Genomic DNA, 26,560 nt, shown 5'->3' with positions numbered 1-26,560 from the left:
GCACGAGCATGAGTACGAAAGTCATCAGCCTGGTCTCGATCGGCGCCCACCCAAGCTCGGGTCGTGCGCGCCGCGCCGAGCAGGATTCACGTGCAGTGGAGCTGGGCCTGCAACTGGCCGGCGGGGATCTGCAGGTTGTGCATGCAGGCGACCCTCACGAGGAAGCCCTGCGCGGTTACCTGGGGATGGGCCTGGAACACCTGGATGTGCTTGAGCAACCCGCTGGCGCGGATGTGCTGGGGGTGCTGGGCGATTACTTGCGCGGTGCCGGTGCACAACTGGTGCTTACCGGCAGCCAGGCCGAAACGGGGGAGGGGTCTGGCATGCTGCCGTTCCTGCTCGCCGAGAAGCTTGGCTGGCCGCTGGTGGTGGGGCTGGCCGAAGTGGAGTCCATCGAAAACGGCACAGCACAGGTGTTGCAAGCGCTGCCACGTGGCCAGCGTCGGCGTTTGAAGGTACGCCTGCCGCTGTTGGCCACGGTCGACAACGCCGCGCCCAAACCGCGCCAAAGCGCCTTCGGGCCCGCACGCCGCGGTGTACTGGCGGCGCAGGACGTGCAGGTGGTGGACGATGAACTGCTGGGCGAAGAGGCCCTGCAGCCGGCGCGCCCACGGCCCAAGCGGTTGAAGGTGATCAAGGCCAAAAGCGGCGCCGACCGCATGAAGGCTGCGACGGCCAAGGCCAGTGGTGGTGGGGGCAAGGTGCTGAAGGACGTCACCCCGCAGGAAGGTGCCGAGGCCATTCTGAAGTTGTTGGTGGAGGAAGGTGTGCTGCGCTGATTGGCGTGGCTTTTCACTGAACCCGCGAGGCATCAGCGCAATGGCTGGCACCGGCTTTGCCGGTGATCGCGGGTAAACCCGCTCCTACAGGGGGCGATGGGGGCTACTCACTGCCTGTCATTTCTGCCAGTTCGCAAGCGCGGCCTCCCTATATACCCTGCACGCATGCCACGCGAGTTAGGGTAATCATGCCGACCTTTCTTCATAACAACGATCGCCGACATTCCGTATCAGAAAACGGGCGCCCACTTCATCGCGCCTATTCGCCCTATGGCGCTGGGAACGGGCTCTTCGAGTCACGCCTTGCCTTTTGTGGAGAGTTGCGTGATCCGCTGATGTGCAGCTACCCGCTGGGAAATGGGTACCGGCACTACAAGCCATCGATCATGCGCTTCCATACACCCGATAAATACAGCCCATTTGGTGATGGAGGCTTGAATACTTATGCCTACTGCGTGGGTGATCCAGTTAACTACAGAGACCCGACTGGGGAAAAGCCAGAAGAGTATGTGCTGCCAGTGCTGAGCATCTTCACCAACCTCATGGGTGTCTTTATCAGCGGCCTACGTTTCAGGTCTTTCTACAAGCGAATCAATTCGCTCCCACGGAGTGCCATAGATCCTCTTCTACCGAGTATCCCCAAGCCATCGCGCGCTGACTGGGTGCTATCGAGTATTAGCGCCCTATCGGGTACGGCCGGGCTTACCGTCGGGGTGACCAGAACAGTTGATCCGGACGCCGATTGGCAAACCTGGGCGCTTGCAGCGCTGACGATAGCGTCGCTGGGCACCTCTACCTATGAAGCGTGGAAGCTGGCGCAGGCGAAACCGTGGCAATCGAGTGACCCCACACTCGTTCACGTGCCGTTGTCTCAGAGATCGACGAGGAGCGTTGACAGTTCTTTAAGGGGGCGTGTGCGCCCTGTAAACACAGACTTCTCGGACAGGCTGCAAAGTAATGCTGCAACTATAAGATCCGCTTAACGTCGGCTTGAAGAAGGATAGCGACATCTGTCGCTACCCCGACTTCTAGCGCAGCTACTGCGCCAACACTTCCTTCAGATACGGTGCAGGCTCCGCACCCAAGTTGTTCAGCAAGCGCCCGCTGTACCAGTCGATGAAGTTCACCACACCAAACTCGTAGGTTTTGGAGTAAGGGCCCGGCTGATAAGCCGTGGAGTTGATGCCACGCTGGTTCTCTTCGGCCAGGCGGCGGTCCTGGTCGTTGGTGGCGTCCCACACCTTGCGCATGTTCTCTGGGTTGTAGTCCACACCTTCTACGGCATCCTTGTGCACCAGCCACTTGGTGGTGACCATGGTTTCCTGGGCGCTGATCGGCCACACGGTGAACACGATCATGTGGTCGCCCATGCAGTGGTTCCAGGAGTGGGGCAGGTGCAGGATGCGCATCGAGCCCAGGTCTGGGTTCTTGATGCGGCCCATCAGTTTCTGGCAGGCCTGCTTGCCATCCATGGTCATCGACACGGTGCCCTTGAGCAGCGGCATGCGCACGATACGGTTACGCAGGCCATGGCTCTTGTGCAGGTACGGGATTTTCTCGGCTTCCCAGGCGGCGGCAGAGGCTGCCACGTGGTCCTTGAATTCCTGGCTGGCGCGTGGGTCGTTGGTGTCGTCCCATTCCAGCAGGGTTTGCAGCAGTTCTGGGTGCGAACCGTTGCAGTGGTAGCACTCACGGTTGTTTTCCAGCACCAGCTTCCAGTTGGCTTTTTCCATCAAGGTGGTTTGCACCGCCACCTTGGTGTTTTCCATGTCGTACGGTTCCATGTAGTGGTCCAGCGTGGCCAGGAACTCGTCGATGGCTGGCGGGTTTTCCGCCAGGCTGATGAAGATGTAGCCGCCAGCCACTTTCACATTGACCGGCTTGAGGCCGTACTGCTTCATGTCGAAGTCGGCGCCCATCTCGGTGCCGGCGAACAGCAGGCGGCCGTCAAGCTCGTAGGTCCACTGGTGGTAAGGGCACACCAGTTTCGCCACCTTGCCCTTTTCGCTGACGCACAGGCGCGAGCCGCGGTGGCGGCAAACGTTGTGGAAGGCATGCACCTTGCCCTCGGTACCCCGCACCACGATGATCGGGTTCTTGCCGATCTGCAGGGTGAGGTAGTTACCCTTGGCCGGGATCTCGCAGGTCATGCCGGCGATCAGCCACTCTTTGTGGAAGATCTCCTGCATGTCGATCTGGAACAGACGCTCGTCGGTGTAGAAAGGCTGGGGCAGCGAGTAGGTGCGCTCGCGGGTCTGCAGCATCTCGGCGGTGGCCTTGCGTGCAGGTTCCAGTGGATCGCCCAGGCTCAGGGTTGCGGTGACGTCCATCGTGTATTCCTCGGGGCCGTTTGCGGCCGGCAAAAGGTGGCTAATCGTTGTTGTGGTGCCGCAAGGCTGTTAACCATGAACAGCGTGTTGTTTTGCGGTGGAGTGTGCGTCCGAAGGCGGCGTGAACCGTATCCATGGGCGACATGGCCGAATTGAATTACGACGCCACAGCCCTTGCCGTGCGGGGCTGGTCGCGATAAGTACGCCGATGTCGCTGGCAGGAATGTTCATGGCTTCAAGCTTGCGCATCATCCAAGCCATAAAAAGGCCAATAGTCGGCTGCTGGAGATGAACATGTCCGATACCTTTCTCAATCCGGTCACTACCCAGACCTGGGCCAACGGCCGCCACATCGTGCGCTGCGTCAAGGTCATCCAGGAGACCTGGGACGTGCGCACCTTCTGCTTCATGGCAGACCAGCCGATCATGTTCTTCTTCAAGCCCGGGCAGTTCGTGACCCTGGAGCTGGAAATCGAAGGCAAGCCGGTGATGCGTTCCTACACCATCTCCAGTTCGCCGTCAGTGCCGTACAGTTTTTCCATCACGGTAAAACGTGTGCCGGGTGGCCTGGTGTCCAACTTCCTGCACGACACCATGCACGAAGGTGCCGAGCTGCCGGTGCACGGCCCGGTCGGCCTGTTCAACGCCATCGACTTCACGGCCGCCAAGGTGCTGTACCTGTCCGGTGGCGTCGGCATTACCCCGGTGATGTCCATGGCGCGCTGGTTCTATGACACCAACGCCAATGTGGACATGGTGTTCGTGCACAGCGCTCGCTCACCGAAAGACATCATCTACCACCGCGAGCTGGAACAGATGGCCTCGCGCGTGCCCAATTTCAGCCTGCACATCATTTGCGAGAAACACGGTTTGGGCGAGCCCTGGGCGGGTTACCGTGGCTACCTGAACCAGCGCCTGATGGAGCTGATTGCCCCGGACTACATGGAGCGCGTGGTGTTCTGCTGCGGCCCCACCCCGTACATGACGGCCGTCAAGCGCATGCTCGAGGCGGTGGGCTTCGACATGGACAACTACCATGAGGAGTCCTTCGGGGCGACCCCGGCCGAGGCCAAGGCCGATGCCGTGGAGCACGCTGAAGCGGCGGCCGACGCGCCAGAAGTGGACGCTGCCGACCTCAACCTGGTGGAGTTCATCGGCAGCGAGAAGAGCATCCGCATCGCCCCCGGCGAAACCGTGCACGCTGCAGCGGCCAAGGTCGGCTTGATGATCCCGAAAGCTTGCGGCATGGGCATTTGCGGTACCTGCAAGGTGCTCAAGCTGGGCGGCGAAGTGGAAATGGAGCACAACGGTGGTATCACCGAGGAAGATGAAGCCGAGGGGTACATCCTGTCGTGCTGCAGCGTGCCGAAAGGGGATGTGCGCATCGATTATTGAGGGCCAGGCTGTGGGTGTGTTCGTGCAGCCTGACTGACCGGTGGTTGACTCAGGTCGGAACAAGCAGGTGGATACCCTGTCAATCTGCGGGGCGGAAACCTTGTGAATCCGATATTTAATGGCGATGGGCGGCACTTTTCTTTATCGTGTGCGCCCCTCGCAACAACCTGAGATAGACCCATGCTTGAAGCCTCCCTCAATCAAATCGAGCAGCTGGTCAGCGACCTGATGCAAAAGAACGCTCAGCTCACCGAGCAGAACACCACCCTGGGCCAGGAACTGGCCAAGGCAAAGGAAGAGAACGAAACCCTGCAGCTGTCGCTGATGGAGCAGGAAGAACAGAACGGCAGCACTGCAGCCCGCCTGCAGGCCCTGCTGGAGCGTGCCAACGCGGGTGCAGTGGGCGCATGACGCTGCAAGCGCAACCGATCAATGTTGTGTCGATCCTGGGCAACGACTATTCGATCAAGGCGCCTGAAGGCCAGGAGGCAACCCTCGCCCAGGCGGTACAGATGCTCAACACCGCATTGGCCCAAACCAAGCGCCAGTACCCCACGCTGATCGGTGACAAATTGCTGGTGCTGGCGGCGCTCAACCTGTGTTCCAAACAGGTTGAACTGCAGAACGAACACCAGCAGACACTTGCCCGTACCCAGGCTCAGATCGACGCCACGGTAGACGCCATCGCCCGGACTATCGCCGAGCATTGAGGTGCTCATTGCTCGGCGCGGTTAGCCCGCGAATGCCACCACGTAATCACTGATGCGTTCGCGGGCTGTCAGTGGGTGAGTATCGCCCTGATATCCGCCGCCAGCTCCCGCACCCGTGCTTCTTCGGTATCCCACGAGCACATGAAGCGTGCGCCGCCGCTGCCGATGAAGGTGTAGAACCGCCAGCCCTTGTTGCGCAATGCTTCGAGGGCAGGTTCGGGCATTTGCAGGAACACGCCATTGGCCTCTACCGGGAACATCAGCTGCACACCTGGCAAATCGCTCACCAATGACGCCAGCAACTGCGCGCAGCGGTTGGCATGGGCGCTGTAGCGCAGCCAGGCGCCGCCTTCCAGCAGGCCGACCCAGGGGGCGGAGAGGAAGCGCATTTTCGACGCCAGTTGCCCGGCTTGCTTGCAGCGGTAGTCGAAGTCTTCGGCCAGTTGGCGATTGAAGAACAGGATGGCCTCGCCAACCGCCATGCCATTCTTGGTGCCGCCAAAGCACAGCACATCGACGCCGGCTTTCCAAGTGATCTCTGCCGGGCTGCACCCCAGAAATGCGCAGGCATTGCTGAAGCGCGCACCGTCCATGTGCAGGTTGAGGCCCAGCTCCTTGCAGGTGGTGCTGATGGCCTTCAGCTCGTCGGGCCGGTAGACGGTGCCCACTTCAGTGGCCTGGGTGAGGGTCACCACCCGTGGCTTGGGGTAGTGGATATCCTGGCGCTTGAGGGCCACTTCGCGGATCGACTGGGGTGTCAGCTTGCCGTTCACACTGGGCGCGGTCAGCAGCTTGGAGCCGTTGGAGAAGAACTCGGGTGCACCGCACTCGTCGGTTTCGACGTGGGCAGTCTCGGAGCAGATCACGCTGTGGTAGCTCTGGCACAGCGAGGCCAGGGCCAGCGAGTTGGCGGCGGTGCCGTTGAAGGCGAAGAACACTTCGCAGTCGGTTTCGAACAGCTTGCGAAAGTGCTCGGTGGCGCGTTCGGTCCACTGGTCGTCGCCGTAAGCGCGGTCGTGGCCATGGTTGGCCTGCTCCATGGCGGCCCAGGCTTCGGGGCAAATGCCGGAGTAGTTGTCGCTGGCAAATTGTTGGCTCTTGTCTGTCATGGCACTGTCCTTTGAACGACGCAGAGCAGCACTCTAAACCATCGTTTTGGCAGTTGCCTATACAAGCTGTGCATTGTCGAGTATCTGGTTGTCTGGGCTGGCCTCTTCGCGGGTAAACCCGCTCCCACAGGGCCAGTACAACCTTCCAGAGCTCTGCTGTACCAGTGGGAGCGGCGGTGCGGCGATCCGATTTACCCGCGAAGAGCCCGACAGCACCCGCAAAAAAACGAATGTCGTAAACGCGCCATTGCAAGGCGTGCGCAGGCATCTGACACGCCCCCGCCAGTCATACCATCGCCGCAAAGGGTCGTTGAACCCTCCGAACAAAAAATGATCGCTGCCGGGAGAGACAAGATGTTCAGCAAGCAAGACCAGATCCAGGGTTACGACGATGCACTGCTGGCGGCGATGAATGCCGAAGAACAGCGGCAGGAAGATCACATCGAGCTGATCGCCTCGGAGAACTACACCTCCAAGCGCGTGATGCAGGCCCAAGGCAGCGGCCTGACCAACAAATACGCCGAAGGCTACCCGGGCAAGCGCTACTACGGCGGCTGCGAGCACGTCGACAAAGTCGAGGCGCTGGCCATCGAGCGCGCCAAGCAGCTGTTCGGTGCCGATTACGCCAACGTCCAGCCGCACTCTGGCTCCTCCGCCAACAGCGCCGTGTACCTGGCACTGCTGCAGCCGGGCGACACCATCCTGGGCATGAGCCTGGCCCACGGTGGCCACCTGACCCACGGTGCCAAAGTGTCGTCGTCTGGCAAGCTGTACAACGCGGTGCAGTATGGCATCGACACCAACACCGGCCTGATCGACTACGACGAGGTCGAGCGCCTGGCGGTCGAGCACAAGCCGAAAATGATCGTTGCCGGCTTCTCGGCCTACTCCAAGACCCTCGACTTCCCACGCTTCCGCGCCATTGCCGACAAAGTCGGTGCGCTGCTGTTCGTGGACATGGCCCACGTTGCCGGCCTGGTAGCCGCTGGCCTGTACCCGAACCCGATCCCGTTCGCCGATGTGGTCACCACCACCACCCACAAGACCCTGCGCGGCCCACGTGGCGGCCTGATCCTGGCCAAGTCGAACGAAGAGATCGAGAAAAAGCTCAACGCTGCCGTATTCCCAGGCGCCCAAGGCGGCCCGCTGATGCACGTGATCGCCGGCAAGGCCGTGTGCTTCAAGGAAGCGCTGGAGCCTGAGTTCAAGAGCTACCAGAAGCAAGTCATCGAAAACGCCCAAGCCATGGCCCAGGTGTTCGTCGACCGTGGCTACGACGTGGTGTCTGGCGGTACCGACAACCACCTGTTCCTGGTCAGCCTGATTCGCCAGGGCCTCACCGGCAAAGACGCCGACGCTGCCCTGGGCCGCGCGCACATCACCGTCAACAAGAACGCCGTGCCCAACGACCCGCAGTCGCCGTTCGTGACCTCGGGCCTGCGTATCGGCACCCCGGCTGTGACTACCCGTGGCTTCAAGGTGGCCCAGTGCGTGGCCCTGGCCGGCTGGATCTGCGACATCCTCGATAACCTCGGTGACGCTGACGTGGAAGCCGATGTGGCGAAGAACGTCGCGGCCCTGTGCGCAGATTTCCCTGTTTACCGCTGAGTGGAGTCCCACACCATGCAACGTTACTCGGGCTTCGGCCTTCTCAAGCACTCCCTCAGCCACCACGAGAACTGGCAGCGCATGTGGCGCACGCCCACGCCGAAAAAGGTGTACGACGTGGTCATCGTTGGCGGTGGCGGCCATGGCCTGGCCACGGCCTACTACCTGGCCAAGGAGCACGGCATCACCAATGTGGCGGTAATCGAGAAGGGTTACCTGGGCGGCGGCAACACCGCCCGTAACACCACCATCGTGCGCTCCAACTACCTGTGGGACGAGTCGGCGCACCTGTACGAACACGCCATGAAGCTGTGGGAGGGCCTGTCCCAGGACCTCAACTACAACGTCATGTTCTCCCAGCGCGGCGTGTACAACCTGTGCCACACCCTGCAGGACATGCGTGACTCCGAGCGCCGCGTCAGTGCCAACCGCCTGAACGGCGTGGACGGCGAGCTGCTGAACACTGCTCAAGTAGCGGCCGAGATCCCTTACCTGGACTGCTCCAAGAACACCCGCTACCCGATTTTGGGTGCCACCGTGCAGCGCCGTGGCGGCGTGGCCCGTCACGATGCCGTGGCCTGGGGCTTCGCCCGCGCAGCAGACGCCCTGGGCGTGGACCTGATCCAGCAGACCGAAGTGACAGGTTTCCGCAAGGAAAACGGCGCGGTCATCGGCGTTGAAACCAACAAAGGCTTCATCGGTGCCAAGCGCGTCGGTGTGGTCACCGCCGGTAACTCCGGGCACATGGCCAAGCTGGCCGGTTTCCGCCTGCCGCTGGAATCGCACCCGCTGCAAGCCCTGGTATCCGAGCCGATCAAGCCGATCATCGACAGCGTGATCATGTCCAACGCCGTACACGGCTACATCAGCCAGTCCGACAAGGGCGACCTGGTGATCGGTGCCGGTATCGACAGCTGGGTCGGCTACGGCCAGCGCGGTTCGTACCCAGTGATCGAGCACACCCTGCAGGCCATCGTCGAGATGTTCCCCAACCTGTCCCGCGTGCGCATGAACCGCCAGTGGGGCGGTATCGTCGACACCTCGCCGGACGCCTGCCCGATCATCACCAAAACCCCGGTCAAGAACATGTTCTTCAACTGCGGTTGGGGTACTGGCGGCTTCAAGGCGACCCCGGGTTCGGGCAACGTCTTCGCTGCGAGCCTGGCCAAGGGCGAAATGCACCCACTGGCTGCGCCGTTCTCCATGGACCGTTTCTACAACGGCGCACTGATCGACGAACACGGCGCCGCCGCCGTCGCCCACTAACCGGAGACACCGTCATGTTACATATTTTCTGTCCCCACTGCGGCGAGCTGCGCTCCGAAGAAGAGTTCCACGCCTCTGGCCAGGCGCACATCGCCCGCCCGCTGGACCCCAGCGCCTGCTCCGACGAGGAGTGGGGCACGTACATGTTCTACCGTGACAACCCGCGCGGGATTCACCACGAGCTGTGGGACCACGTTGCGGGCTGCCGTCAGTACTTCAACGTCACCCGCAACACCGAGACCTACGAGATTCTGGAAACCTACAAGATTGGCGAGAAGCCGCAGGTCAGCGCCCGTGAACACACGCCTGAGCGCTCGGCTGCTGTAAACGAACGGGGAGTCAACGTATGAGCCAGACCTATCGCCTCGCCAGCGGCGGCCGCATCGACCGCAGCAAGGTGTTGAACTTCACCTTCAACGGCAAGACCTACCAGGGCTATGCCGGCGACAGCCTGGCGGCCGCACTGCTGGCCAACGGCGTTGACATCGTGGGCCGCAGCTTCAAGTACTCGCGCCCCCGCGGCATCATCGCGGCAGGTACCGAAGAACCGAACGCCATCCTGCAGATCGGCTCCAGCGAAGCCACCCAGATCCCCAACGTGCGTGCTACCCAGCAGGCCCTGTATTCGGGCCTGGTTGCCACCAGCACCAACGGCTGGCCGAACGTCAACAACGACGTCATGGGCATCCTTGGCAAGGTAGGCGGCAGCATGATGCCGCCGGGCTTCTACTACAAAACCTTCATGTACCCCAAGTCGTTCTGGATGACCTACGAGAAGTACATCCGCAAGGCTGCCGGCCTGGGCCGTGCACCGCTGCAGAACGACCCGGACAGCTACGACTACATGAACCAGCACTGCGACGTGCTGATCGTGGGTGCCGGCCCTGCTGGCCTGGCCGCTGCCCTGGCCGCTGCGCGCAGCGGTGCCCGGGTGATCCTGGCTGACGAACAGGAAGAGTTCGGCGGCAGCCTGCTCGACACCCGTGAAACCCTCGACGGCAAACCGGCTGCCGAGTGGGTCAGTGCGGTGGTGAAAGAGCTCGAAGGCCTGCCGGAAGTGACCCTGCTGCCACGCGCCACGGTCAACGGCTACCACGACCATAACTTCCTGACCATTCACGAGCGTCTCACCGACCACCTGGGTGACCGTGCGCCGATCGGCCAGGTACGCCACCGTGTGCACCGCGTACGCGCCAAGCGTGTAGTACTGGCAACCGGTGCCCACGAGCGCCCGCTGGTCTATGGCAACAACGACGTGCCGGGCAACATGTTGGCCGGTGCCGTGTCTACCTACGTGCGTCGCTACGGCGTGGCGCCGGGCCGCAAGCTGGTGCTGTCGACCAACAACGACCACGCTTACCGTACCGCGCTGGACTGGCACGACGCCGGCCTGCAGGTGGTGGCCATCGCCGATGCGCGCCACAACCCGCGTGGCTCGCTGGTGGAAGAAGCCCGTGCCAAGGGTATCCGCATTCTCACCTCCAGCGCCGTGATCGAGGCCAAGGGCAGCAAGCATGTGACGGGTGCCCGCGTGGCAGCCATCGATGTGCAGGCACACAAGGTCACCAGCCCAGGCGAAACCCTCGAGTGCGACCTGATCGCCACATCCGGCGGCTACAGCCCGGTGGTTCACCTGGCTTCGCACCTGGGCGGTCGCCCGGTATGGCGTGACGACATTCTGGGCTTCGTGCCGGGCAAGGCCCCGCAGAAACGTGAATGCGTGGGCGGCATCAACGGTGTGTACCCTCTGGGCGACGCCATTGCCGATGGCTTTGAGGGCGGCGTGCGCGCAGCCACCGAAGCCGGTTTCAAGGCCACCGTCGGCACCCTGCCAAAAACCGTGTCGCGCAAGGAAGATGCCACTGTGGCGCTGTTCCAGGTGCCGCACGACAAGGGCACTGCCCGCGCACCCAAGCAGTTCGTCGACCAGCAGAACGACGTCACCGCCGCGGCCATCGAGCTGGCCACCCGCGAGGGCTTCGAGTCGGTCGAGCACGTCAAGCGCTACACCGCACTGGGCTTCGGTACCGACCAGGGCAAACTGGGCAACATCAACGGCCTGGCCATCGCTGCCCGTTCGATGGGCATCACCATCCCGGAAATGGGCACCACCATGTTCCGCCCCAACTACACACCGGTTACCTTCGGTGCGGTAGCGGGCCGGCACTGTGGTCACCTGTTCGAACCCGTACGCTTCACTGCCCTGCATGCCTGGCACGTGAAGAACGGTGCCGAGTTCGAAGACGTCGGCCAGTGGAAACGCCCGTGGTACTTCCCCAAGGCCGGCGAAGATATCCATGCTGCCGTTGCCCGTGAGTGCAAGGCCGTGCGTGACAGCGTCGGTTTGCTGGACGCCTCGACCCTGGGCAAGATCGACATCCAGGGGCCGGATGCCCGTGAGTTCCTCAACCGCATCTACACTAACGCCTGGACCAAGCTCGATGTGGGCAAAGCCCGTTACGGCCTGATGTGCAAGGAAGATGGCATGGTGTTCGACGACGGCGTAACCGCCTGCGTTGGCGACAACCATTTCATCATGACCACCACCACCGGCGGCGCTGCACGTGTGCTGCAGTGGATGGAGCTGTACCACCAGACCGAATGGCCGGAACTGAAGGTGTACTTCACCTCGGTCACCGACCACTGGGCCACCATGACCTTGTCCGGCCCCAACAGCCGCAAGCTGTTGAGCGAACTCACCGACATCGACATGGACAAGGAAGCCTTCCCGTTCATGACCTGGAAGGAAGGCAACGTGGGTGGGGTACCGGCGCGGGTGTTCCGTATTTCGTTCACCGGTGAGCTTTCTTACGAGGTCAACGTACAGGCCAACTACGCAATGGGCGTACTCGAGCAGATCATCGAGGCTGGCAAGAAGTACAACCTGACCCCGTACGGCACCGAAACCATGCACGTGCTGCGCGCCGAGAAGGGCTTCATCATCGTGGGCCAGGATACCGATGGTTCGATGAACCCGGACGACCTGAACATGAGCTGGTGCGTGGGCCGCAACAAGCCGTTCTCGTGGATCGGCCTGCGTGGCATGAACCGTGAAGACTGCGTGCGCGAGAACCGCAAGCAACTGGTAGGCCTGAAGCCGATCGACCCCACCAAGTGGCTGCCTGAAGGCGCGCAACTGGTGTTCGACCCCAAGCAGGCCATTCCGATGGACATGGTCGGCCACGTGACCTCCAGCTATGCCGCCAACTCCCTGGGCTATTCGTTTGCCATGGGCGTGGTCAAGGGCGGCCTCAAGCGCATGGGCGAGCGCGTTTACTCGCCACAGGCTGACGGCAGCGTGATCGAGGCGGAAATCGTGTCTTCGGTGTTCTTCGATCCGAAGGGTGAGCGGCAGAACGTCTAAGTCCCCGGATGGCAAACGGTGCCGGGCGGGTAATGAGGTCCCTGTAGGAGCGGGTAAATCCACTCCTACAGGATGCACCACCCGCCATGGCACCGTACGCGACCTACAGAATTCAAGGCAGGTAAGAAATGAGCGCTATCAACGTCTTCCAGCAAAACCCCGGCGCCGAGGCCAAGGCCCAGTCGCCGCTGCACCATGCCGACCTGGCCAGCCTGGTGGGCAAGGGCCGCAACAATGCAGGCGTGATCCTGCGTGAACGCAAGTTCCTTGGCCACCTCACCCTGCGGGGTGACGGCCATAACCCGGAATTCGCCGCTGGTGTGCACAAGGCCCTGGGCCTCGAGCTGCCGGTCGCGCTGACCGTGGTCGCCAGCAACGACATGTCGCTGCAGTGGGTGGGGCCGGATGAGTGGCTGCTGATCGTACCCGGCGGCCAGGAACTGGCGGTGGAGCAAAAGCTGCGTGCTGCCCTTGAAGGCCAGCACATCCAGGTGGTCAACGTCAGCGGTGGGCAGAGCCTGCTGGAGCTGCGCGGCCCGAACGTGCGCGAAGTGCTGATGAAGTCCACCAGCTACGATGTACACCCGAACAACTTCCCGGTCGGCAAGGCTGTGGGCACCGTGTTCGCCAAGTCGCAACTGGTGATCCGCCGTACGGCCGAAGACACCTGGGAACTGGTAATCCGCCGCAGCTTCTCGGACTACTGGTGGTTGTGGCTGCAGGACGCATCGGCTGAGTACGGTCTGGCCATCGAGGCCTAAGGAGAAACACCATGAGTCGGGCACCGGATACCTGGATTCTCACCGCCGACTGCCCGAGCATGCTCGGTACCGTCGACGTGGTGACGCGTTATCTCTTCGAGCAACGCTGCTACGTCACGGAGCACCACTCCTTCGATGACCGGTTGTCAGGGCGGTTCTTCATCCGCGTGGAGTTTCGCGTACCTGACGGTTTTGACGAACACGGCCTGCGTGCAGGCCTGGCCGAACGCAGCCAGGCTTTTGGCATGGCCTTCGAGCTGACCGCGCCCAACCACCGCCCCAAGGTGGTGATCATGGTGTCCAAGGCCGACCACTGCCTGAATGACCTGCTGTATCGTCAGCGCATTGGCCAGCTGGCCATGGACGTGGTGGCGGTGGTGTCCAACCACCCCGACCTGGAGCCATTGGCCCACTGGCACAAGATCCCTTACTACCACTTTGCCCTCGACCCCAATGACAAGCCCGGGCAAGAACGCAAGGTGCTGCAGGTGATCGAGGACACGGGTGCCGAGCTGGTGATTCTTGCCCGTTACATGCAAGTGCTGTCGCCCGAGTTGTGCCGGCGCCTGGATGGCTGGGCAATCAACATCCACCACTCGCTGTTGCCTGGGTTCAAAGGCGCCAAGCCTTATCACCAGGCCTACAACAAGGGTGTGAAGATGGTCGGTGCCACCGCGCACTACATCAACAACGACCTGGACGAAGGGCCGATCATCGCCCAGGGCGTCGAAGTGGTGGACCACAGCCATTACCCCGAAGACCTGATCGCCAAGGGGCGTGACATCGAATGCCTGACGCTGGCGAGGGCGGTGGGGTATCACATCGAAAAACGAGTGTTCCTCAACGCCAACCGGACGGTTGTGCTCTAGCCTGTACCGGCCTCTTCTCGGCTAAAGCCGCTCCTGCAAGTTGACGCGGTCCCTGTAGGAGCGGCTTTAGCCGCGAAAAGCTGGTACAGCTCACCGCCTCCGTCTGATCCCTCTCTTACCCGCCAACGACACCCCTGCCGCTAAAAGGCATCTCCCTGTCGCTCCCAGTCAGTGCACCCCGCTTTATCCGGCCCACAATTCCCTTCATTCCAGTAACACATGCCGCCCATGGATGGCGGCGCGTTCAACCACCGCTGCATAAGTACAAATCAAGCGAGGTAAGAGCATGTCTGGTAACCGTGGAGTGGTGTATCTCGGCGCTGGCAAGGTCGAAGTACAAAAGATCGACTACCCCAAGATGCAAGATCCGCGCGGCAAGAAAATCGAGCACGGCGTGATCCTCAAGGTGGTTTCCACCAACATCTGCGGCTCTGACCAGCACATGGTCCGCGGCCGCACCACTGCCCAGGTCGGCCTGGTGCTGGGGCACGAAATCACCGGTGAAATCGTCGAGAAGGGCAGCGACGTCGAGCGCATGCAGATCGGTGACCTGGTATCGGTACCGTTCAACGTGGCCTGCGGCCGTTGCCGCTCCTGCAAAGAAATGCACACGGGTGTCTGCCTCACTGTCAACCCGGCCCGTGCCGGTGGTGCCTATGGCTATGTAGACATGGGCGACTGGACCGGCGGCCAGGCCGAGTACGTGCTGGTGCCATACGCCGACTTCAACCTGCTGAAACTGCCTGAGCGCGACAAGGCCATGGAGAAAATCCGTGACCTGACCTGCCTGTCCGACATCCTGCCAACCGGCTACCACGGTGCCGTGACTGCGGGCGTTGGCCCTGGCAGCACCGTTTACGTCGCGGGCGCTGGCCCGGTCGGCCTGGCTGCCGCTGCTTCGGCCCGCCTGCTGGGCGCTGCCTGCGTCATCGTCGGCGACCTTAACCCGGCTCGCCTGGCCCACGCCAAGTCCCAGGGCTTCGAAGTGGTCGACCTGTCCAAGGACACCCCGCTGCACGAACAGATCGTCGACATCCTCGGCGAGCCAGAAGTGGATTGCGCTGTCGATGCCGTTGGCTTCGAAGCCCGCGGCCATGGCCATGAAGGCGCCAAGCATGAGGCCCCGGCCACGGTGCTCAACTCGCTGATGCAGGTCACCCGTGTTGCCGGCCAAATCGGTATCCCCGGCCTGTACGTGACTGAAGACCCGGGTGCGGTGGATGCCGCCGCCAAGATCGGCGCACTGAGCATCCGCTTCGGCTTGGGCTGGGCCAAGTCGCACAGCTTCCATACCGGTCAGACCCCAACCATGAAGTACAACCGCCAGCTGATGCAGGCGATCATGTGGGACCGCATCAATATCGCTGAGATCGTTGGGGTGCAGGTGATCAGCTTGGATCAGGCGCCGGAAGGGTATGGCGAATTCGACGCGGGCGTGCCGAAGAAGTTTGTGATTGACCCGCACAGGACGTTTAGTGCTGCGTGAGGCGTTGAATAAGGACCCCTTGGCTGGTTGAGGGGTCCTTATACTGCAGTCTGTTCATACATCGCTGCAGGGTGAGCGCTATCTAACGGGCGGTGCGAATCTTTTCCACCCAAAACACGATGTGATCTCTATCCATTGTAAATTTCGTTATTTTATTGTTGTAATAATTGATATCGTATTCGGCTCTTCGCTCCAGATAGCTGAGGGTTTGTTGGATCCTGTCGTTCGCTGGGTAACGTCCTTGTCTCTGTAAAATATTGAAGTGGTATTTTTCAGCTTTTTCGAGTTTTATTTCTTGTCGTTCAAGGTATTGGTCGAAGTGACCGATCCGTTTTGAAAATTTTCCCAGCTGTTTTTTCGGCTCTGGTAGGACAGTCGCTAGTTCACTCTGGGAGCTTGTAATCGTGCTAATGTAAGAAGGAGGGGGCAATTCATCGTCTATCGAATTGTAAAGTGGAGGGTTTGGAGATGATGGCTCGTGCTCTGGAGGCGGGAGTTTTTTAAGTGCCTTGGGAACTCGCGGGCGGCCTCGGGTTTTGAAAAATATGCGAAAAGCGCCTGATGGATCCGTATAATTGATTGGGTCACCCCCACAATAATTGAAGGGATTGATGCCGCCCTCACCGAAGGGGCTGAGAATGTCTGGCGACAGAAAACGCATGATCGCGGGGCTGTAAAGTCTGTATCCATCCCCGAGGAGGTATTTTGCTGAAGGCTGCTGCCACATTTCGCCATTAAATGCAAACATGGAGCTGTTCAGCATTGCGCCATGGCCATAGGCGGAATAGTTATGTGCTGCTGAATCGGAAAGCGAAGATCTTAGTACCGATCCCGACTCGCTAGTTGCATAAAGACGGGTGGCATTCGGCGTTTGCATGGGGCGTTCAGCTAAAATTGCTTCATTGCTTCGAAGGACGGAGCTAGCGTGATTATCTGATTTGATGGTGGTTATTTTTTTATTCTGGTAAAAATACATCGTTGGCTTGTTATTCATCTTTAGTGCCTCGTGAAATTCGCTCTATTACGCTTCGCTTTCGACCTGGCTGCTGGCTCGAGTTCGCGGCATTGATCGCAAGCGGTGTGTTATAGAAAGACGCGTTTTATCGGAACTCTGCAAGCGGCGTGTTTTCGTTATGGAAAACGGAGTTCGCTGACTTGCCGTGTTCAACGCTAACTGACGGCCCGCCTTGAAAATAATACAGCGCTGTAGGTGTATGCGTGTTCATCGGCAGCTCCCGTTGTCTCGGTAGGTCACAGGAAAAGTGTCCATGGCTTGCTTAGAGGACGCAACTGACAGAATTATCAGGTCTGTCATCGGGTAGCTCCCTACCTGCCCCGTTGGTCACTTGGAGGCTAGCGCCCCGCGTACAGCGCCACCCTTGCGTGCCCTCAGCAAAACTGCAATTGGCTTCGGCTGCCATGCTGGCCGTATCGCTGCCGCGTAGCACGCTGGGCTCACTGCGAGCATCTCACTCTGTCTCTTGCCGAACTGGGGTTTGAAACCACCCTGCTTCTGTTATAGGGAATTGTGAACCCGTCAGGTAGCGTGTACCCGTCCGGTTGGACGGTGATTTCATGTGTTGGGTAGTGTGCTCGCACAAGAATCCCTCCACCCGTTCGATAGACAACATAGGTTCCCTCACGGGAAGTTTCATACCGTAAAAATTTGCGCGAACCGGCGTCAGGTGCACTGATCAATGTTGTAGTCGTTGTACCTGCGGTCCTCGAATCATTCGACATCTGAGTCATTACGGTTTGTGAAGCCAGCCGCGACGGTCCAGGTTGTGGCGAGCGCTGCCGGTCGTTCACAATGACCATCTCGAAATTTTCGTGTTGAGGTGGTGAGTTTTTACCCTTGCCGAAAAACTTTTGAACCCTTCGAAAAGCCTTGATCAGCCACGAGAACTGCCCGGACGGATCGATGCGGTTGACCGGGTCACCCGATACGTACCCATAGGTATTCACCCCTCCCTTGCCGAAGGGCGACAGCTCATCCGGCTGGAGAAACCGACTCATCCTTGGATCACGGCAGCGTTTACCGTTGCCCATGTATATCAAGTGGGTGATGGCATCCTGAAATTCGCCATCGAACCTCAGTAACGACTCGCTGTGCGACAAGGCATAGCCATACACATCATAAGTGATGGGCTGCCCATGGCGGTTTTGCAGGACCTTGAGCACCGACGCTTTCTCATCCGAAGCCAGTAGCAACGAGGCGTGCGGCTGCTCTGTGCTCAATTGGGCGAGCGGTAGTCGTCCAGCGCGTAGCAAGGATGTACCGCCGTGTGCATGGACCACTGTGACAAGATGCTCGCCAGCATGGAACATACGGTAATTGGCATCTTTCAACATGACACAGGTCCCCATTATGAACAGGCTGATCGTTACAGCGGCTGCGTCGAGTGTTTGACGATTATCGGTGAGCCTCAACTAGCAAAAGTATCAGTGAGCCTCCATAAGCGGAGGTTCGTTATGCCGTTTCAGCCGACGCGCGGCCTGAAACATTCCCCTGGGCTTCCAGTCCAACACGTCGTTTCCGACCATTGTGGTCAACGAGGCCCGTTACGATGAAAGCAGTCACCCTGGCAACCCTGATGACCCTGGCCGCTAGCCCGGTGTTCGCCTTCAACCTCAACGACGCCGCCAACGTCGTTTCGGCCATGCAGGGCGAGCAAGGCAACGTACAGGCCCCGCAAGCGCAGGCCGACCTGCTCAACACCCTCGGCAGCGAACTCAAGATCAGCCCGGAACAAGCGCTAGGCGGCGCTGGCGCCATGCTGGGCCTGGCGCGCAACAACCTCAGTGGTGATGAATACGGCCAGCTGACCAAGGCGGTGCCCGGTCTGGACCTGCTGGCGGGCGCAAATGCACTGGGTAGCCTTAATGGTCTCGGTGAACTGCTCGGTAAGCATACTGGGCAGCGCTCGGCGCTGAGCAATGCGCTGGGCAATGTCGAAAACCGCAATGACCTGGACAGCGCGTTCAAGGCGTTGGGCATGGATACCGGCATGATCGGGCAGTTCGCGCCGTTGATTCTGCAGTACCTGGGGCAGCAAGGGATTGCCGGGTCGTTGTTGCAGAACCTGGGTAGCTTGTGGACGGCGCCGGCGCCGTTAGTCCAGCCTTCGGTCTGACGGTCGGCGCGGGCACTGTGGGAGCGGGTTTACCCGCGAAGTGGCCCAAGCCAGGCGGCGAATAGTTCAGCCCATTTCGCCCCGCAATTGCTCAATCCGCAGGTCCTTCTCCACCCACAACCGGTTCACCCAGGCCTGTATCGTCTGGCGAAACTCCGGATCGTTCTCGTAATCTCCCGCCCACAGCGCGGGGTCCAGTTCGCGTACCTGAATATCAATGATCACCCGGCTGACACTGCCATTGAGCAGGTCCCAGAACCCCGGCGCCTTGTTGCCGGGATATACGATTGTCACGTCCAGCAGGGCATCCAGCTGCTCGCCCAATGCCGCCAGCACAAACGCCACGCCACCCGCCTTGGGTTTGAGCAGGTGGCGATAGGGGGACTGCTGCTCCAACCGCTTGGCTTCGGTGAAGCGGGTGCCTTCCAGGTAATTGACCACGGTCACCGGTTGGCGCCGGAACAGCTCACAGGCGGCCTTGGTGATTTCCAGGTCCTTGCCCTTGAGCTCGGGGTGCTTCTCCAGAAACGCCTTGCTGTAACGCTTCATGAAGGGGTAGTCCAGGCCCCACCAGGCCAGGCCCAGCAGCGGCACCCAGATCAGCTCTTTTTTCAGGAAGAATTTGAAGAACGGCGTGCGGCGGTTGAGGCTTTCGATCAATGCGGGGATATCGACCCAGCTTTGGTGGTTGCTCACCGCCAGGTACGAGGTGTCTTTGCGCAGGCTTTCGACACCGCGAATGTCCCACCGGGTAGGGATGCACAGGGCGAAGATGGCTTTGTCGATTTCCGACCAGGTTTCGGCCACCCACATCACTGCCCATGAGGCGTAGTCGCGGCCACGCCCCGGCAGCACCAGTTTGATCAGGGCGAATACCAGCAGCGGGCCGATCAACACCAGGGTGTTGAGCAGCAGCAGGGTGGTGGTGAGAATGCCGGTCAGCAGGCGACGCATAAGGAAACTCTTGTTGTGGGATGAAAACTGTTGGCAATGATAAGCAGGGCGTTGGCCTACGCCAAATGTCCAATGCGCTGCGATGAAGACAAATGTTTCACATTATGTTGGTTAGGCTTGTGACAGCGAACCTCTTCTGCCGGTGCAGTCTAAGCACCGACCCCTTTCAAGGAAGCTTGCCTGTGAAACCTCTGTTTGCCCTGCTGTCACTGTTGGCGCTACCGGTGATGGCCGCCGAGCCTACCGTGTATGGACGTTACGAAAACATCGCACTGCCGGAGATCGGTGAAACGCTGAAAGCCAAGATGGACACCGGCGCCTACACGGCATCGTTGTCGGCCAAGGATATCGAACGCTTCACCCGTGACGGGGAGGAGTGGGTGCGCTTCCGCCTCGCCACCCAGGATGCGGACGGCAAGGTGTATGAGCACAAGGTATCGCGCATCAGCAAGATCAAGGCGCGCGCCGAAGAGGACGATGAAGGGGATGCGCCCGAGGCAACCAAACGGCCGGTGGTAGACCTTGAGCTTTGCCTGGGCGATGTGAAGCGTACGGTCGAGGTCAACCTCGTGGACCGCAGCCACTTCAATTACCCGCTGCTGGTGGGCGCCAAAGCTCTGCGCGAGTTCAAGGCTGCAGTCAACCCGGCCAAGAAGTATACGGCGGGCAAGCCGGGTTGCTGAATGGGTTGAGGTTTGCATCTTAAAAATGGGCAGGGACAATCGCGGGTAAACCCGCGATGAGGCCGCTCAGGCCGCTGGAGCGGTCGCTACCATGGACGGCCGCAAGCTCACCTCGGCATACCACGCTGCCAACCCTGGCTGGCGCTCCCGCCAGCCAAACTCGGGCTGGCGCAGGTCCAGATACCCCAGTGCACACGCCAGGCCGATGGCTGCCAGGTCGAACCCGGATGCCAGCTCAGCCAGATGCTCCTGCTCCAGGTCGGCGAGGCTGCGGCGGATTTTTTCGGCCTGAGCCTCCAGCCACCCGCCCCAACGCTTGTCCTCAGGCCGCAAGAAGCTTTCGTAGCGGCTGGAAACCGCCGCATCCATGATTGCATCGGCCTGGGATGCCAGCGTCATGCGCCGCCAGCGGGCAGAGCCCTCCCGGGGTAGCAGCGGCTGGCCCACGTGCTGCTGGTCAAGGTATTCGCAGATGACCCGGCTGTCATGCAGCACGGTGCCGTCATCCAGGCGCAGGGCCGGGATCTTGCCGATCGGGTTGCCCTGGTTGAGCTGCGCATCGCCGCTCACCGGGCTTATATTCACCGTGTGCAGTTTCACACGCTGCAGCTGGCCGGTTTCGTGCAATACCACCATGACCTTGCGCACGAATGGCGACAAGGGGGCGTGAAACAGGGTCATCGTGCTCATGCTTCAGTTACCCTGCAGGCTAGGCGGCAGGCACACGCCGGTACCGCCGATACCGCAGTAGCCCTGGGGGTTCTTGGCCAGGTACTGCTGGTGGTAGGCCTCGGCGAAGTACACCGTCGGTGCCTGGTCTATTTCAGTGGTGATTTCGCCGAAGCCAGCCTTGCTCAGTTCGGCCTGGAAGGCGTCGCGGCTGGCCTTGGCCTGCTCCAGCTGTTCCGGGCTGGTGCAGTAGATGGCCGAGCGGTACTGGGTGCCGACATCGTTGCCCTGGCGCATGCCTTGGGTCGGGTTGTGCAGTTCCCAGAACATGGCCAGCAGCTCGCGGTAGCTGACCTTGTCCTTGTCGAACACCACCAGCACCACTTCGGTGTGGCCGGTCAGGCCCGAGCAGACTTCTTCGTAGGTAGGGTTCGGGGTGAAGCCGCCCGCGTAGCCGACCACGGTGCTGACCACGCCCTCACGCTGCCAGAAGCGGCGCTCGGCGCCCCAGAAGCAACCCAGGCCGAAAATGGCGAAGTCGATAGCGCCTTCGAAGAAGGGGCCGAGTAGCGGGGTGCCTTCGAACACGTAGTGGAATTCGGGCAGGCTCATTGGCGTTTCGCGGCCAGGCAGGGCCTGTTCCGCTGTAGGCATGACGTTTTTGTTCACCAGGATTTCCGAACGCAGGACCATGGCCGTTCCTCTGTGTTTTTTCAGTTGGATAGGGGCTGAGGCATTCGCGGGTAAACCCGCTCCCACAGGCCTTTCACAGTATTCGAAATCCGTGGTGGGCTTGTGGGCGAAGAGGCCCTCATGGGCTCTATAGTGCCCGAGGTTTATGCTGCTGTCAGGCCACCGGCCCGCGTGGGTAACGCTTCAATCGCTCGGCAAGCTCGCGCCCTGGAATCGGCCGGTCGAACAGGTATCCCTGGCCAATATCGCAGCGGTGGCGGCGCAGGAACGCCAGCTGGGCAGGCGTCTCGATGCCTTCTGCCACCACTTTCAGCTTCAGGTTGTGCGCCATGGCCACCACCGCCGAGGTGATTTCCATGTCGTCCTGGTTGTCCGGGATATCATTGATGAAGCTGCGGTCGATCTTGAGAATGTCGATCGGAAACTTCTTCAGGTAGCTCAGCGATGAGTAGCCGGTGCCAAAGTCGTCCATGGCCAGGGTCAGGCCAAGGGCTTTCAGTTCATCCAGCTGGCGGTGCGTGTCGTCGCTGGCCTCCAGCAGCAGCCCTTCGGTCAGTTCCAGTTCCAGCAGGTGTGCCGGCAGTCCCTCCTCGCGAATGATGCTGCTGATCGAGGCCACCAGGTCCGGGTCGGAGAACTGCTTGGGCGACAGGTTGATGGCCACATGCAGGTTGCCCATGCCGGCTTCGCGCAACGCTTTGCTCATGCGACAGGATTGGCGCACCACCCATTTGCCGATGGGGATGATCAGGCCGGTTTCTTCGGCGACGCTGATGAACTGGTCCGGGCGGATCATGCCGCGCTCGGGGTGGTTCCAGCGCAGCAAGGCTTCCAGGCCCAGCAGCCGGCCACTGCGCAGGCACAGCTTGGGCTGGTAGAACACCTCCAGCTCGTTCTGGGTCAGCGCGCGGCGCAGGTTGTTCTCGACGAACAGCTTGTAGCTGGCTTCGGCATTGAGCACCTCGGTGAACACCTGCACCTGGTGCTTGCCGTTGGCCTTGGCCTTGTGCAGGGCAAGGCCTGCGTTCTTCATCAGGCTGGTGGGGTCGGCACCGTGCTGCGGCGCACTGGCCAGGCCTACCGAGGCGGTGACGTTGATCAACTGGTTGTCGACGAACATCGGCTTGTCGAGGGTATGCAGCAACTGCTGCGCCACGCTCTGGCCCGCTTCCAGGCTGGTGTCGTCGAGCAGCACGGCAAACTCGTTACTGGCGAAGCGCGCCAGGATGCCGCCGGCGTGCAGGCTGTTGCGCAGGCGCCTGGCCAGGCTGATCAGCAGCTTGTCGCCGGTGTGGTGGCCCAGGCTGTCGTTGATGCGCTTGAAGTTGTCAATGTCTACCAACAACAGGCACATGGCGTTTTGCACGTCGCGGGCGAAGCATTCGTCCAGGCTGCGGATGAAGGCAGGGCGGTTACCCAGGTTGGTCAGGTTGTCGGTGTAGGCCAGCCGCTCGATGCGCTGCTGCGCCAGCTTGGTCTGGGTGACGTCTTCGTAGATGCCGATGTAGTGGGTCAGCTCGCGGTTGTCGCCGTACACCTTGGAGATCGACAACTGGCCCCAGTAGGGCTCCAGGTTCTTGCGCCGGCTTTTGAATTCGCCCTGCCAGCTGTTGCCCATGGCCAGGCTGGAAGGGGAATCGAACAGCAGTTCGTTGAGGTTTTCCAGCGCGGGCAACTCCCCCAGATGGTGGCCCTGGACTTCATCGGTGCTGTACTGGGTAATGGCGGTGAAACTCGGGTTTACATATTCCACCTGGCCATCGCGGTTCACCAGCAGGAAGGCACTTGCACTTTGTTCCACCGCTCGCTGGAACAGGTGCAGCGCGCTGGTGGCGGCACGGCGGTTGTGGTTGGTGATCACCTGGGCGAACTGGTCGGCCAGCTCGCCGGCAAAGGCAATTTCGTCTGACTGCCAGGCGCGCGTCTGCCCGGTCTGCTCAAGGCACAGCACGCCTACCACCTGGCCGTCGACGCGGATACTGGCGTCGAGCATCGCCTTGTTGCCGGGCCCCATGCTTTGCAACAGGGCGCGGGTGCGGGGGTCGTGGCCGGCATTGTGGGCGTCGATGGCCCGGCTGGCGTGCAGGGCGTCCAGGTAGTCGGGGAAGCGGCTGGCGTCAATGGCTTCGGGCTGGCGGTAGGCCTGCACGTCGCTGTACCAGGCGGTGATGGGTTCGAGGCGCTGGTCTTCCAGGTGCCAGATGCCAGCGCAGTCGATCTTGTAGATTTCGCAGGCACTGCGGGTGATCAATTCGGCGGCTTCAAGCAGTGAGTTTTCGGCGCTGTACCGCTGGCGTGCCAGGCGCAGGATGAGGTCTTGCTGGCTGCGCACCCGCTCCAGGTGCTCCAGTTGTTCCTGCTGGGCACGCTGGTTCAGTTGCAGGGCCAGTTGCAGGCGGTTGTTGCGCGACTCAAGCTCACTGGCGGTCTCGCCGGTGTCTTCGGGGTGGTCGTCCAGCACGCTCAGGTAGCCGCGCAGCAACTGGCGGTTGTGTTGCTTGTAGCCTTCGCCCACTTCCAGCATGCGCAGTGAGGCGCTTGGGGTATGCAGCGTGTAGCGCACCCGGTAATAGGCACGCTGGGCCAATTGCAGTTGGATGTCGTCGTGCAGCCGGTAGCGGGCCTCAGGCTCCATCAGGCTGGCGTAGGGGGCATCCACCAGGGCGCACAAATCGCCGGCGTGCAGGCCAAACTGGCGCTCACAGGCCGGGTCCAGGTACAACAGCGACCAGCTTGCCTCGTTGAGCCTTTCGAACCGCAGCATACCCAGCCGCGACGGCACGGGTAACGGCGTGACGACCTCGGCCGCCACACGGCTGGCGGCATCGGTTTGGCTTTTCATCGAAGACTCGCTTGAAGAGGGAACGCGCCCGTTGGACCACGTCGAATCTGGCAAGGTTGCATCATGTCCCTATGGCTGGCAAGCGGCCATGTTTGAGGGTGTGTAATGGTTATCGGCCGGGTGAGCGGGAAAGTTAGATCGCCTTGGGTTTTTCGGCGGACAAAAAAAAGCCCCGCCAAACGACGGGGTTGAGGTACGAGCGTGGCAGCTCGAAAAAAGTCCTGCCCCTCGCCAGGAGGGGCAGCGTGCAGCGTTACAGCAGCAGGGTGCGGATGTCGCCCAGCACATCGCCCAGACGCTTGGTGAAGCGCGCGGCGGCGGCGCCATTGATCACACGGTGATCGTAGGACAGCGACAGCGGCAGCATCAGCTTGGGCTGGAAGGCCTTGCCATCCCAGACCGGCTGCATGGTGGCTTTCGAAACCCCCAGGATTGCAACTTCCGGTGCGTTGACGATCGGCGTGAAGCCGGTGCCGCCAATGTGGCCGAGGCTGGAGATGGTGAAGCAGGCGCCCTGCATCTCGTCAGCCGACAGCTTCTTGGTGCGGGCTTTTTCGGCCAGCGCCGCAGCTTCGGCAGCCAGTTGCAGCAGGCTCTTCTGGTCGACGTTCTTGATCACCGGTACCAGCAGGCCATCCGGGGTGTCCACGGCGAAACCGACGTTGACGTACTTCTTGCGGATGATCGCCTTGCCGCTTGGGGCCAGCGAGCTGTTGAAGTCTGGCAGTTCCTTGAGCAGGAAGGCGCAGGCCTTGAGCAGCAACGGCAGCACGGTCAGCTTCACGCCTGCTTTCTCGGCCACAGCCTTCTGCGCCACGCGGAAGGCTTCCAGCTCGGTGATGTCGGCAGAATCGAACTGGGTGACGTGCGGCACGTTCAGCCAGCTGCGGTGCAGGTTGGCAGCACCGACCTGCATCAGGCGGGTCAGGGCCACCTCTTCCACTTCACCAAACTTGCTGAAGTCCACGGCAGGGATCGGCGGGATGCCTGCGCCACCGGTGGCACCGGCAGCTGCGGGTGCTTCCTTGGCCTTCTGCATCATGGCCTTGACGTAAACCTGCACGTCTTCTTTCAGGATGCGACCGTGTGGGCCGCTGGCCGCCACTGCGCCCAGCTCGACGCCGAATTCACGGGCCAGCTGGCGCACGGCAGGGCCGGCATGAACCTTGGCGTTGCTGCTGGCAGCCGGCGCAGCGGCAGCAGGTGCAGGTGCAGCGGCAGGGGCGGCAGGCGCAGGAGCACTTGCCGCCGGGGCCTGTTCAGCCTCGGCCTTCGCCGGCGCCGCAGCCGCAGGGGCTGGAGCAGAAGCCGGCGCGGCGCCCGCCACTTCCAGCTTGAGGATCAGGTCGCCGGTACCAACCTCATCGTCCAGCTTGGCGATGACTTCCTTCACCACGCCGGCGGCGGGGGACGGGATTTCCATGGAGGCTTTGTCGGACTCCAGGGTGATCAGCGACTGGTCGGCTTCGACGGTATCGCCAGCCTTCACCAGTACCTCGATGATCTTGGCCTTGCCCGACGAACCGATATCCGGCACGTGGATGTCCTGCACGCTGGCCGCAGCCGGTGCAGCAGCGGGGGCCGGGGCAGCTTCTGCGGCAGGCGCTGGCGCCGCTGCTTCTGCTGCAGGCTTCTGCTCGGCCGCCGGTGCCTCAGGGGCCGCAGCAGCGGCACCTTCGGCTTCCAGTACCAGCAGTTCGTCGCCTTCCTTCAGGCGGTCGCCCAGCTTGACCTTCAGTTCCTTGACCACACCAGCCTTCGGCGCCGGGATCTCCATGGAGGCCTTGTCGGACTCCAGGGTCAGCAGGCTCTGGTCGGCCTCGATACGGTCACCGACCTTGACGAACAGCTCGATGATTTCACCTTCACCGCTGCCGATGTCAGGTACGCGAATGAGTTCGCTCACTT

The 26,560-nt window shown here is 61.3% G+C and carries 23 protein-coding genes; 14 read left to right on the top strand and 9 right to left on the bottom strand.

Annotated features, from left to right (window positions below; genetic code table 11):
- The first annotated feature begins 8 nt into the window (after positions 1-8).
- A complete protein-coding gene (etfB, locus tag IAE38_RS05440; RefSeq protein WP_028635284.1) occupies positions 9-779 on the top strand; it encodes an electron transfer flavoprotein subunit beta in 771 nt (256 codons plus the stop codon).
- 188 nt (positions 780-967) lie between these two features.
- The gene (locus IAE38_RS05435) at positions 968-1,762 is read left to right on the top strand and encodes an RHS repeat-associated core domain-containing protein (protein ID WP_201162189.1); all 795 of its coding nucleotides are present in this window, start codon (positions 968-970) and stop codon (positions 1,760-1,762) included.
- 54 nt (positions 1,763-1,816) lie between these two features.
- Here IAE38_RS05435 and gbcA read toward each other — a convergent pair whose 3' ends face one another.
- The gene (gene gbcA, locus IAE38_RS05430; protein ID WP_028635283.1) at positions 1,817-3,109 is read right to left on the bottom strand and encodes a glycine-betaine demethylase subunit GbcA; all 1,293 of its coding nucleotides are present in this window, start codon (positions 3,107-3,109) and stop codon (positions 1,817-1,819) included.
- A gap of 294 nt (positions 3,110-3,403) precedes the next feature.
- Between gbcA and gbcB the strand changes: the two genes are divergently transcribed.
- The 3 genes from gbcB to IAE38_RS05415 all read left to right on the top strand — a co-directional run bounded on the left by gbcB (position 3,404) and on the right by IAE38_RS05415 (position 5,214).
- The gene (gene gbcB, locus IAE38_RS05425; RefSeq protein WP_201162188.1) at positions 3,404-4,504 is read left to right on the top strand and encodes a glycine-betaine demethylase subunit GbcB; all 1,101 of its coding nucleotides are present in this window, start codon (positions 3,404-3,406) and stop codon (positions 4,502-4,504) included.
- 180 nt (positions 4,505-4,684) lie between these two features.
- On the top strand, positions 4,685-4,915 hold the full coding sequence (locus IAE38_RS05420) for a hypothetical protein (protein WP_028635281.1): 231 nt from the start codon (positions 4,685-4,687) through the stop codon (positions 4,913-4,915).
- Positions 4,912-5,214, top strand: a complete 303-nt coding sequence (locus IAE38_RS05415) for a cell division protein ZapA (protein WP_201162186.1) — start codon at positions 4,912-4,914, stop codon at positions 5,212-5,214. The genes IAE38_RS05420 and IAE38_RS05415 overlap by 4 nt, the downstream gene beginning before the upstream one ends.
- Before the next feature lie 68 nt (positions 5,215-5,282).
- On the opposite strand, the gene IAE38_RS05410 is transcribed toward IAE38_RS05415, so the two are convergent.
- Positions 5,283-6,323 carry a threonine aldolase family protein gene (locus IAE38_RS05410; RefSeq protein WP_201216409.1) on the bottom strand — a complete coding sequence of 347 codons (1,041 nt, stop codon included), beginning with the start codon at positions 6,321-6,323 and terminating at the stop codon, positions 5,283-5,285.
- A 354-nt stretch (positions 6,324-6,677) separates the two neighbouring features.
- Here IAE38_RS05410 and IAE38_RS05405 point away from each other — a divergent pair, with 354 nt between their 5' ends.
- From IAE38_RS05405 to fdhA, 7 genes are all read left to right on the top strand, one after another.
- Positions 6,678-7,931 carry a serine hydroxymethyltransferase gene (locus tag IAE38_RS05405; RefSeq protein WP_028635278.1) on the top strand — a complete coding sequence of 418 codons (1,254 nt, stop codon included), beginning with the start codon at positions 6,678-6,680 and terminating at the stop codon, positions 7,929-7,931.
- 15 nt (positions 7,932-7,946) lie between these two features.
- Positions 7,947-9,197 (top strand): sarcosine oxidase subunit beta family protein, encoded by a 1,251-nt coding sequence (locus IAE38_RS05400; protein ID WP_028635277.1) that lies wholly within the window; start codon positions 7,947-7,949, stop codon positions 9,195-9,197.
- 14 nt (positions 9,198-9,211) lie between these two features.
- Entirely contained in the window at positions 9,212-9,547 is a 336-nt protein-coding gene (locus IAE38_RS05395; RefSeq protein ID WP_028635276.1) for a sarcosine oxidase subunit delta, read from the top strand.
- The gene (locus IAE38_RS05390) at positions 9,544-12,561 is read left to right on the top strand and encodes a sarcosine oxidase subunit alpha (RefSeq protein ID WP_028635275.1); all 3,018 of its coding nucleotides are present in this window, start codon (positions 9,544-9,546) and stop codon (positions 12,559-12,561) included. The genes IAE38_RS05395 and IAE38_RS05390 overlap by 4 nt, the downstream gene beginning before the upstream one ends.
- 128 nt (positions 12,562-12,689) lie before the next feature.
- Positions 12,690-13,322, top strand: coding sequence for a sarcosine oxidase subunit gamma (locus IAE38_RS05385; RefSeq protein ID WP_028635274.1), 633 nt, complete (start codon positions 12,690-12,692; stop codon positions 13,320-13,322).
- 11 nt (positions 13,323-13,333) lie between these two features.
- Positions 13,334-14,191, top strand: a complete 858-nt coding sequence (purU, locus tag IAE38_RS05380; RefSeq protein ID WP_201162182.1) for a formyltetrahydrofolate deformylase — start codon at positions 13,334-13,336, stop codon at positions 14,189-14,191.
- A gap of 286 nt (positions 14,192-14,477) precedes the next feature.
- Entirely contained in the window at positions 14,478-15,677 is a 1,200-nt protein-coding gene (fdhA, locus tag IAE38_RS05375; RefSeq protein ID WP_201162173.1) for a formaldehyde dehydrogenase, glutathione-independent, read from the top strand.
- A gap of 82 nt (positions 15,678-15,759) precedes the next feature.
- On the opposite strand, the gene IAE38_RS05370 is transcribed toward fdhA, so the two are convergent.
- Together IAE38_RS05370 and IAE38_RS05365 are read right to left on the bottom strand one after the other, a co-directional pair.
- Positions 15,760-16,671, bottom strand: a complete 912-nt coding sequence (locus IAE38_RS05370; RefSeq protein WP_201216407.1) for an RHS repeat-associated core domain-containing protein — start codon at positions 16,669-16,671, stop codon at positions 15,760-15,762.
- 461 nt (positions 16,672-17,132) lie between these two features.
- Positions 17,133-18,029, bottom strand: coding sequence for an RHS repeat-associated core domain-containing protein (locus tag IAE38_RS05365; RefSeq protein WP_201216405.1), 897 nt, complete (start codon positions 18,027-18,029; stop codon positions 17,133-17,135).
- A 215-nt stretch (positions 18,030-18,244) separates the two neighbouring features.
- Between IAE38_RS05365 and IAE38_RS05360 the strand changes: the two genes are divergently transcribed.
- Positions 18,245-18,811 carry a DUF2780 domain-containing protein gene (locus IAE38_RS05360; protein ID WP_201216403.1) on the top strand — a complete coding sequence of 189 codons (567 nt, stop codon included), beginning with the start codon at positions 18,245-18,247 and terminating at the stop codon, positions 18,809-18,811.
- 66 nt (positions 18,812-18,877) lie between these two features.
- Here IAE38_RS05360 and IAE38_RS05355 read toward each other — a convergent pair whose 3' ends face one another.
- Complete coding sequence (locus IAE38_RS05355; RefSeq protein WP_201216401.1) at positions 18,878-19,765, bottom strand: acyltransferase; 888 nt, start codon at positions 19,763-19,765, stop codon at positions 18,878-18,880.
- Positions 19,766-19,947: 182 nt separating this feature from the next.
- Here IAE38_RS05355 and rloA2 point away from each other — a divergent pair, with 182 nt between their 5' ends.
- Entirely contained in the window at positions 19,948-20,448 is a 501-nt protein-coding gene (gene rloA2 / locus IAE38_RS05350) for a retropepsin-like aspartic peptidase RloA2 (protein ID WP_201162164.1), read from the top strand.
- Positions 20,449-20,514: 66 nt separating this feature from the next.
- On the opposite strand, the gene IAE38_RS05345 is transcribed toward rloA2, so the two are convergent.
- The 4 genes from IAE38_RS05345 to aceF form a co-directional block, all read right to left on the bottom strand.
- The gene (locus tag IAE38_RS05345) at positions 20,515-21,138 is read right to left on the bottom strand and encodes a glutathione S-transferase (RefSeq protein ID WP_201216399.1); all 624 of its coding nucleotides are present in this window, start codon (positions 21,136-21,138) and stop codon (positions 20,515-20,517) included.
- Positions 21,139-21,141: 3 nt separating this feature from the next.
- Positions 21,142-21,810, bottom strand: a complete 669-nt coding sequence (msrA, locus tag IAE38_RS05340) for a peptide-methionine (S)-S-oxide reductase MsrA (protein ID WP_028635269.1) — start codon at positions 21,808-21,810, stop codon at positions 21,142-21,144.
- Between the two features lie 154 nt (positions 21,811-21,964).
- Complete coding sequence (locus IAE38_RS05335; protein ID WP_201216397.1) at positions 21,965-24,652, bottom strand: putative bifunctional diguanylate cyclase/phosphodiesterase; 2,688 nt, start codon at positions 24,650-24,652, stop codon at positions 21,965-21,967.
- A 253-nt stretch (positions 24,653-24,905) separates the two neighbouring features.
- Complete coding sequence (aceF, locus tag IAE38_RS05330) at positions 24,906-26,558, bottom strand: dihydrolipoyllysine-residue acetyltransferase (RefSeq protein ID WP_201162159.1); 1,653 nt, start codon at positions 26,556-26,558, stop codon at positions 24,906-24,908.
- Positions 26,559-26,560: the final 2 nt, after the last annotated feature.

Origin of the sequence: Pseudomonas sp. S32 (assembly GCF_016648095.1) — a bacterium.
Classification (GTDB): domain Bacteria; phylum Pseudomonadota; class Gammaproteobacteria; order Pseudomonadales; family Pseudomonadaceae; genus Aquipseudomonas; species Aquipseudomonas parafulva.
The sequence above is the reverse complement of the archived record's forward strand: the minus strand, read 5'-3'. Positions and strand labels throughout refer to the sequence as shown.

What these genes read in the sequence shown, in the direction of transcription:
- IAE38_RS05395 (WP_028635276.1), top strand. Translation starts at nt 9,212, where the DNA reads ATGTTACATATTTTCTGTCCCCACTGCGGCGAGCTGCGCTCCGAAGAA.
- IAE38_RS05360 (WP_201216403.1), top strand. Translation starts at nt 18,245, where the DNA reads ATGAAAGCAGTCACCCTGGCAACCCTGATGACCCTGGCCGCTAGCCCG.
- IAE38_RS05390 (WP_028635275.1), top strand. Translation starts at nt 9,544, where the DNA reads ATGAGCCAGACCTATCGCCTCGCCAGCGGCGGCCGCATCGACCGCAGC.
- IAE38_RS05365 (WP_201216405.1), bottom strand. Translation starts at nt 18,029, where the DNA reads ATGTTGAAAGATGCCAATTACCGTATGTTCCATGCTGGCGAGCATCTT.
- IAE38_RS05385 (WP_028635274.1), top strand. Translation starts at nt 12,690, where the DNA reads ATGAGCGCTATCAACGTCTTCCAGCAAAACCCCGGCGCCGAGGCCAAG.
- gbcB (WP_201162188.1), top strand. Translation starts at nt 3,404, where the DNA reads ATGTCCGATACCTTTCTCAATCCGGTCACTACCCAGACCTGGGCCAAC.
- gbcA (WP_028635283.1), bottom strand. Translation starts at nt 3,109, where the DNA reads ATGGACGTCACCGCAACCCTGAGCCTGGGCGATCCACTGGAACCTGCA.
- msrA (WP_028635269.1), bottom strand. Translation starts at nt 21,810, where the DNA reads ATGGTCCTGCGTTCGGAAATCCTGGTGAACAAAAACGTCATGCCTACA.
- fdhA (WP_201162173.1), top strand. Translation starts at nt 14,478, where the DNA reads ATGTCTGGTAACCGTGGAGTGGTGTATCTCGGCGCTGGCAAGGTCGAA.
- IAE38_RS05400 (WP_028635277.1), top strand. Translation starts at nt 7,947, where the DNA reads ATGCAACGTTACTCGGGCTTCGGCCTTCTCAAGCACTCCCTCAGCCAC.
- etfB (WP_028635284.1), top strand. Translation starts at nt 9, where the DNA reads ATGAGTACGAAAGTCATCAGCCTGGTCTCGATCGGCGCCCACCCAAGC.
- IAE38_RS05370 (WP_201216407.1), bottom strand. Translation starts at nt 16,671, where the DNA reads ATGAATAACAAGCCAACGATGTATTTTTACCAGAATAAAAAAATAACC.
- IAE38_RS05405 (WP_028635278.1), top strand. Translation starts at nt 6,678, where the DNA reads ATGTTCAGCAAGCAAGACCAGATCCAGGGTTACGACGATGCACTGCTG.
- IAE38_RS05355 (WP_201216401.1), bottom strand. Translation starts at nt 19,765, where the DNA reads ATGCGTCGCCTGCTGACCGGCATTCTCACCACCACCCTGCTGCTGCTC.
- IAE38_RS05345 (WP_201216399.1), bottom strand. Translation starts at nt 21,138, where the DNA reads ATGAGCACGATGACCCTGTTTCACGCCCCCTTGTCGCCATTCGTGCGC.
- purU (WP_201162182.1), top strand. Translation starts at nt 13,334, where the DNA reads ATGAGTCGGGCACCGGATACCTGGATTCTCACCGCCGACTGCCCGAGC.
- IAE38_RS05420 (WP_028635281.1), top strand. Translation starts at nt 4,685, where the DNA reads ATGCTTGAAGCCTCCCTCAATCAAATCGAGCAGCTGGTCAGCGACCTG.
- IAE38_RS05435 (WP_201162189.1), top strand. Translation starts at nt 968, where the DNA reads ATGCCGACCTTTCTTCATAACAACGATCGCCGACATTCCGTATCAGAA.
- IAE38_RS05415 (WP_201162186.1), top strand. Translation starts at nt 4,912, where the DNA reads ATGACGCTGCAAGCGCAACCGATCAATGTTGTGTCGATCCTGGGCAAC.
- IAE38_RS05335 (WP_201216397.1), bottom strand. Translation starts at nt 24,652, where the DNA reads ATGAAAAGCCAAACCGATGCCGCCAGCCGTGTGGCGGCCGAGGTCGTC.
- IAE38_RS05410 (WP_201216409.1), bottom strand. Translation starts at nt 6,323, where the DNA reads ATGACAGACAAGAGCCAACAATTTGCCAGCGACAACTACTCCGGCATT.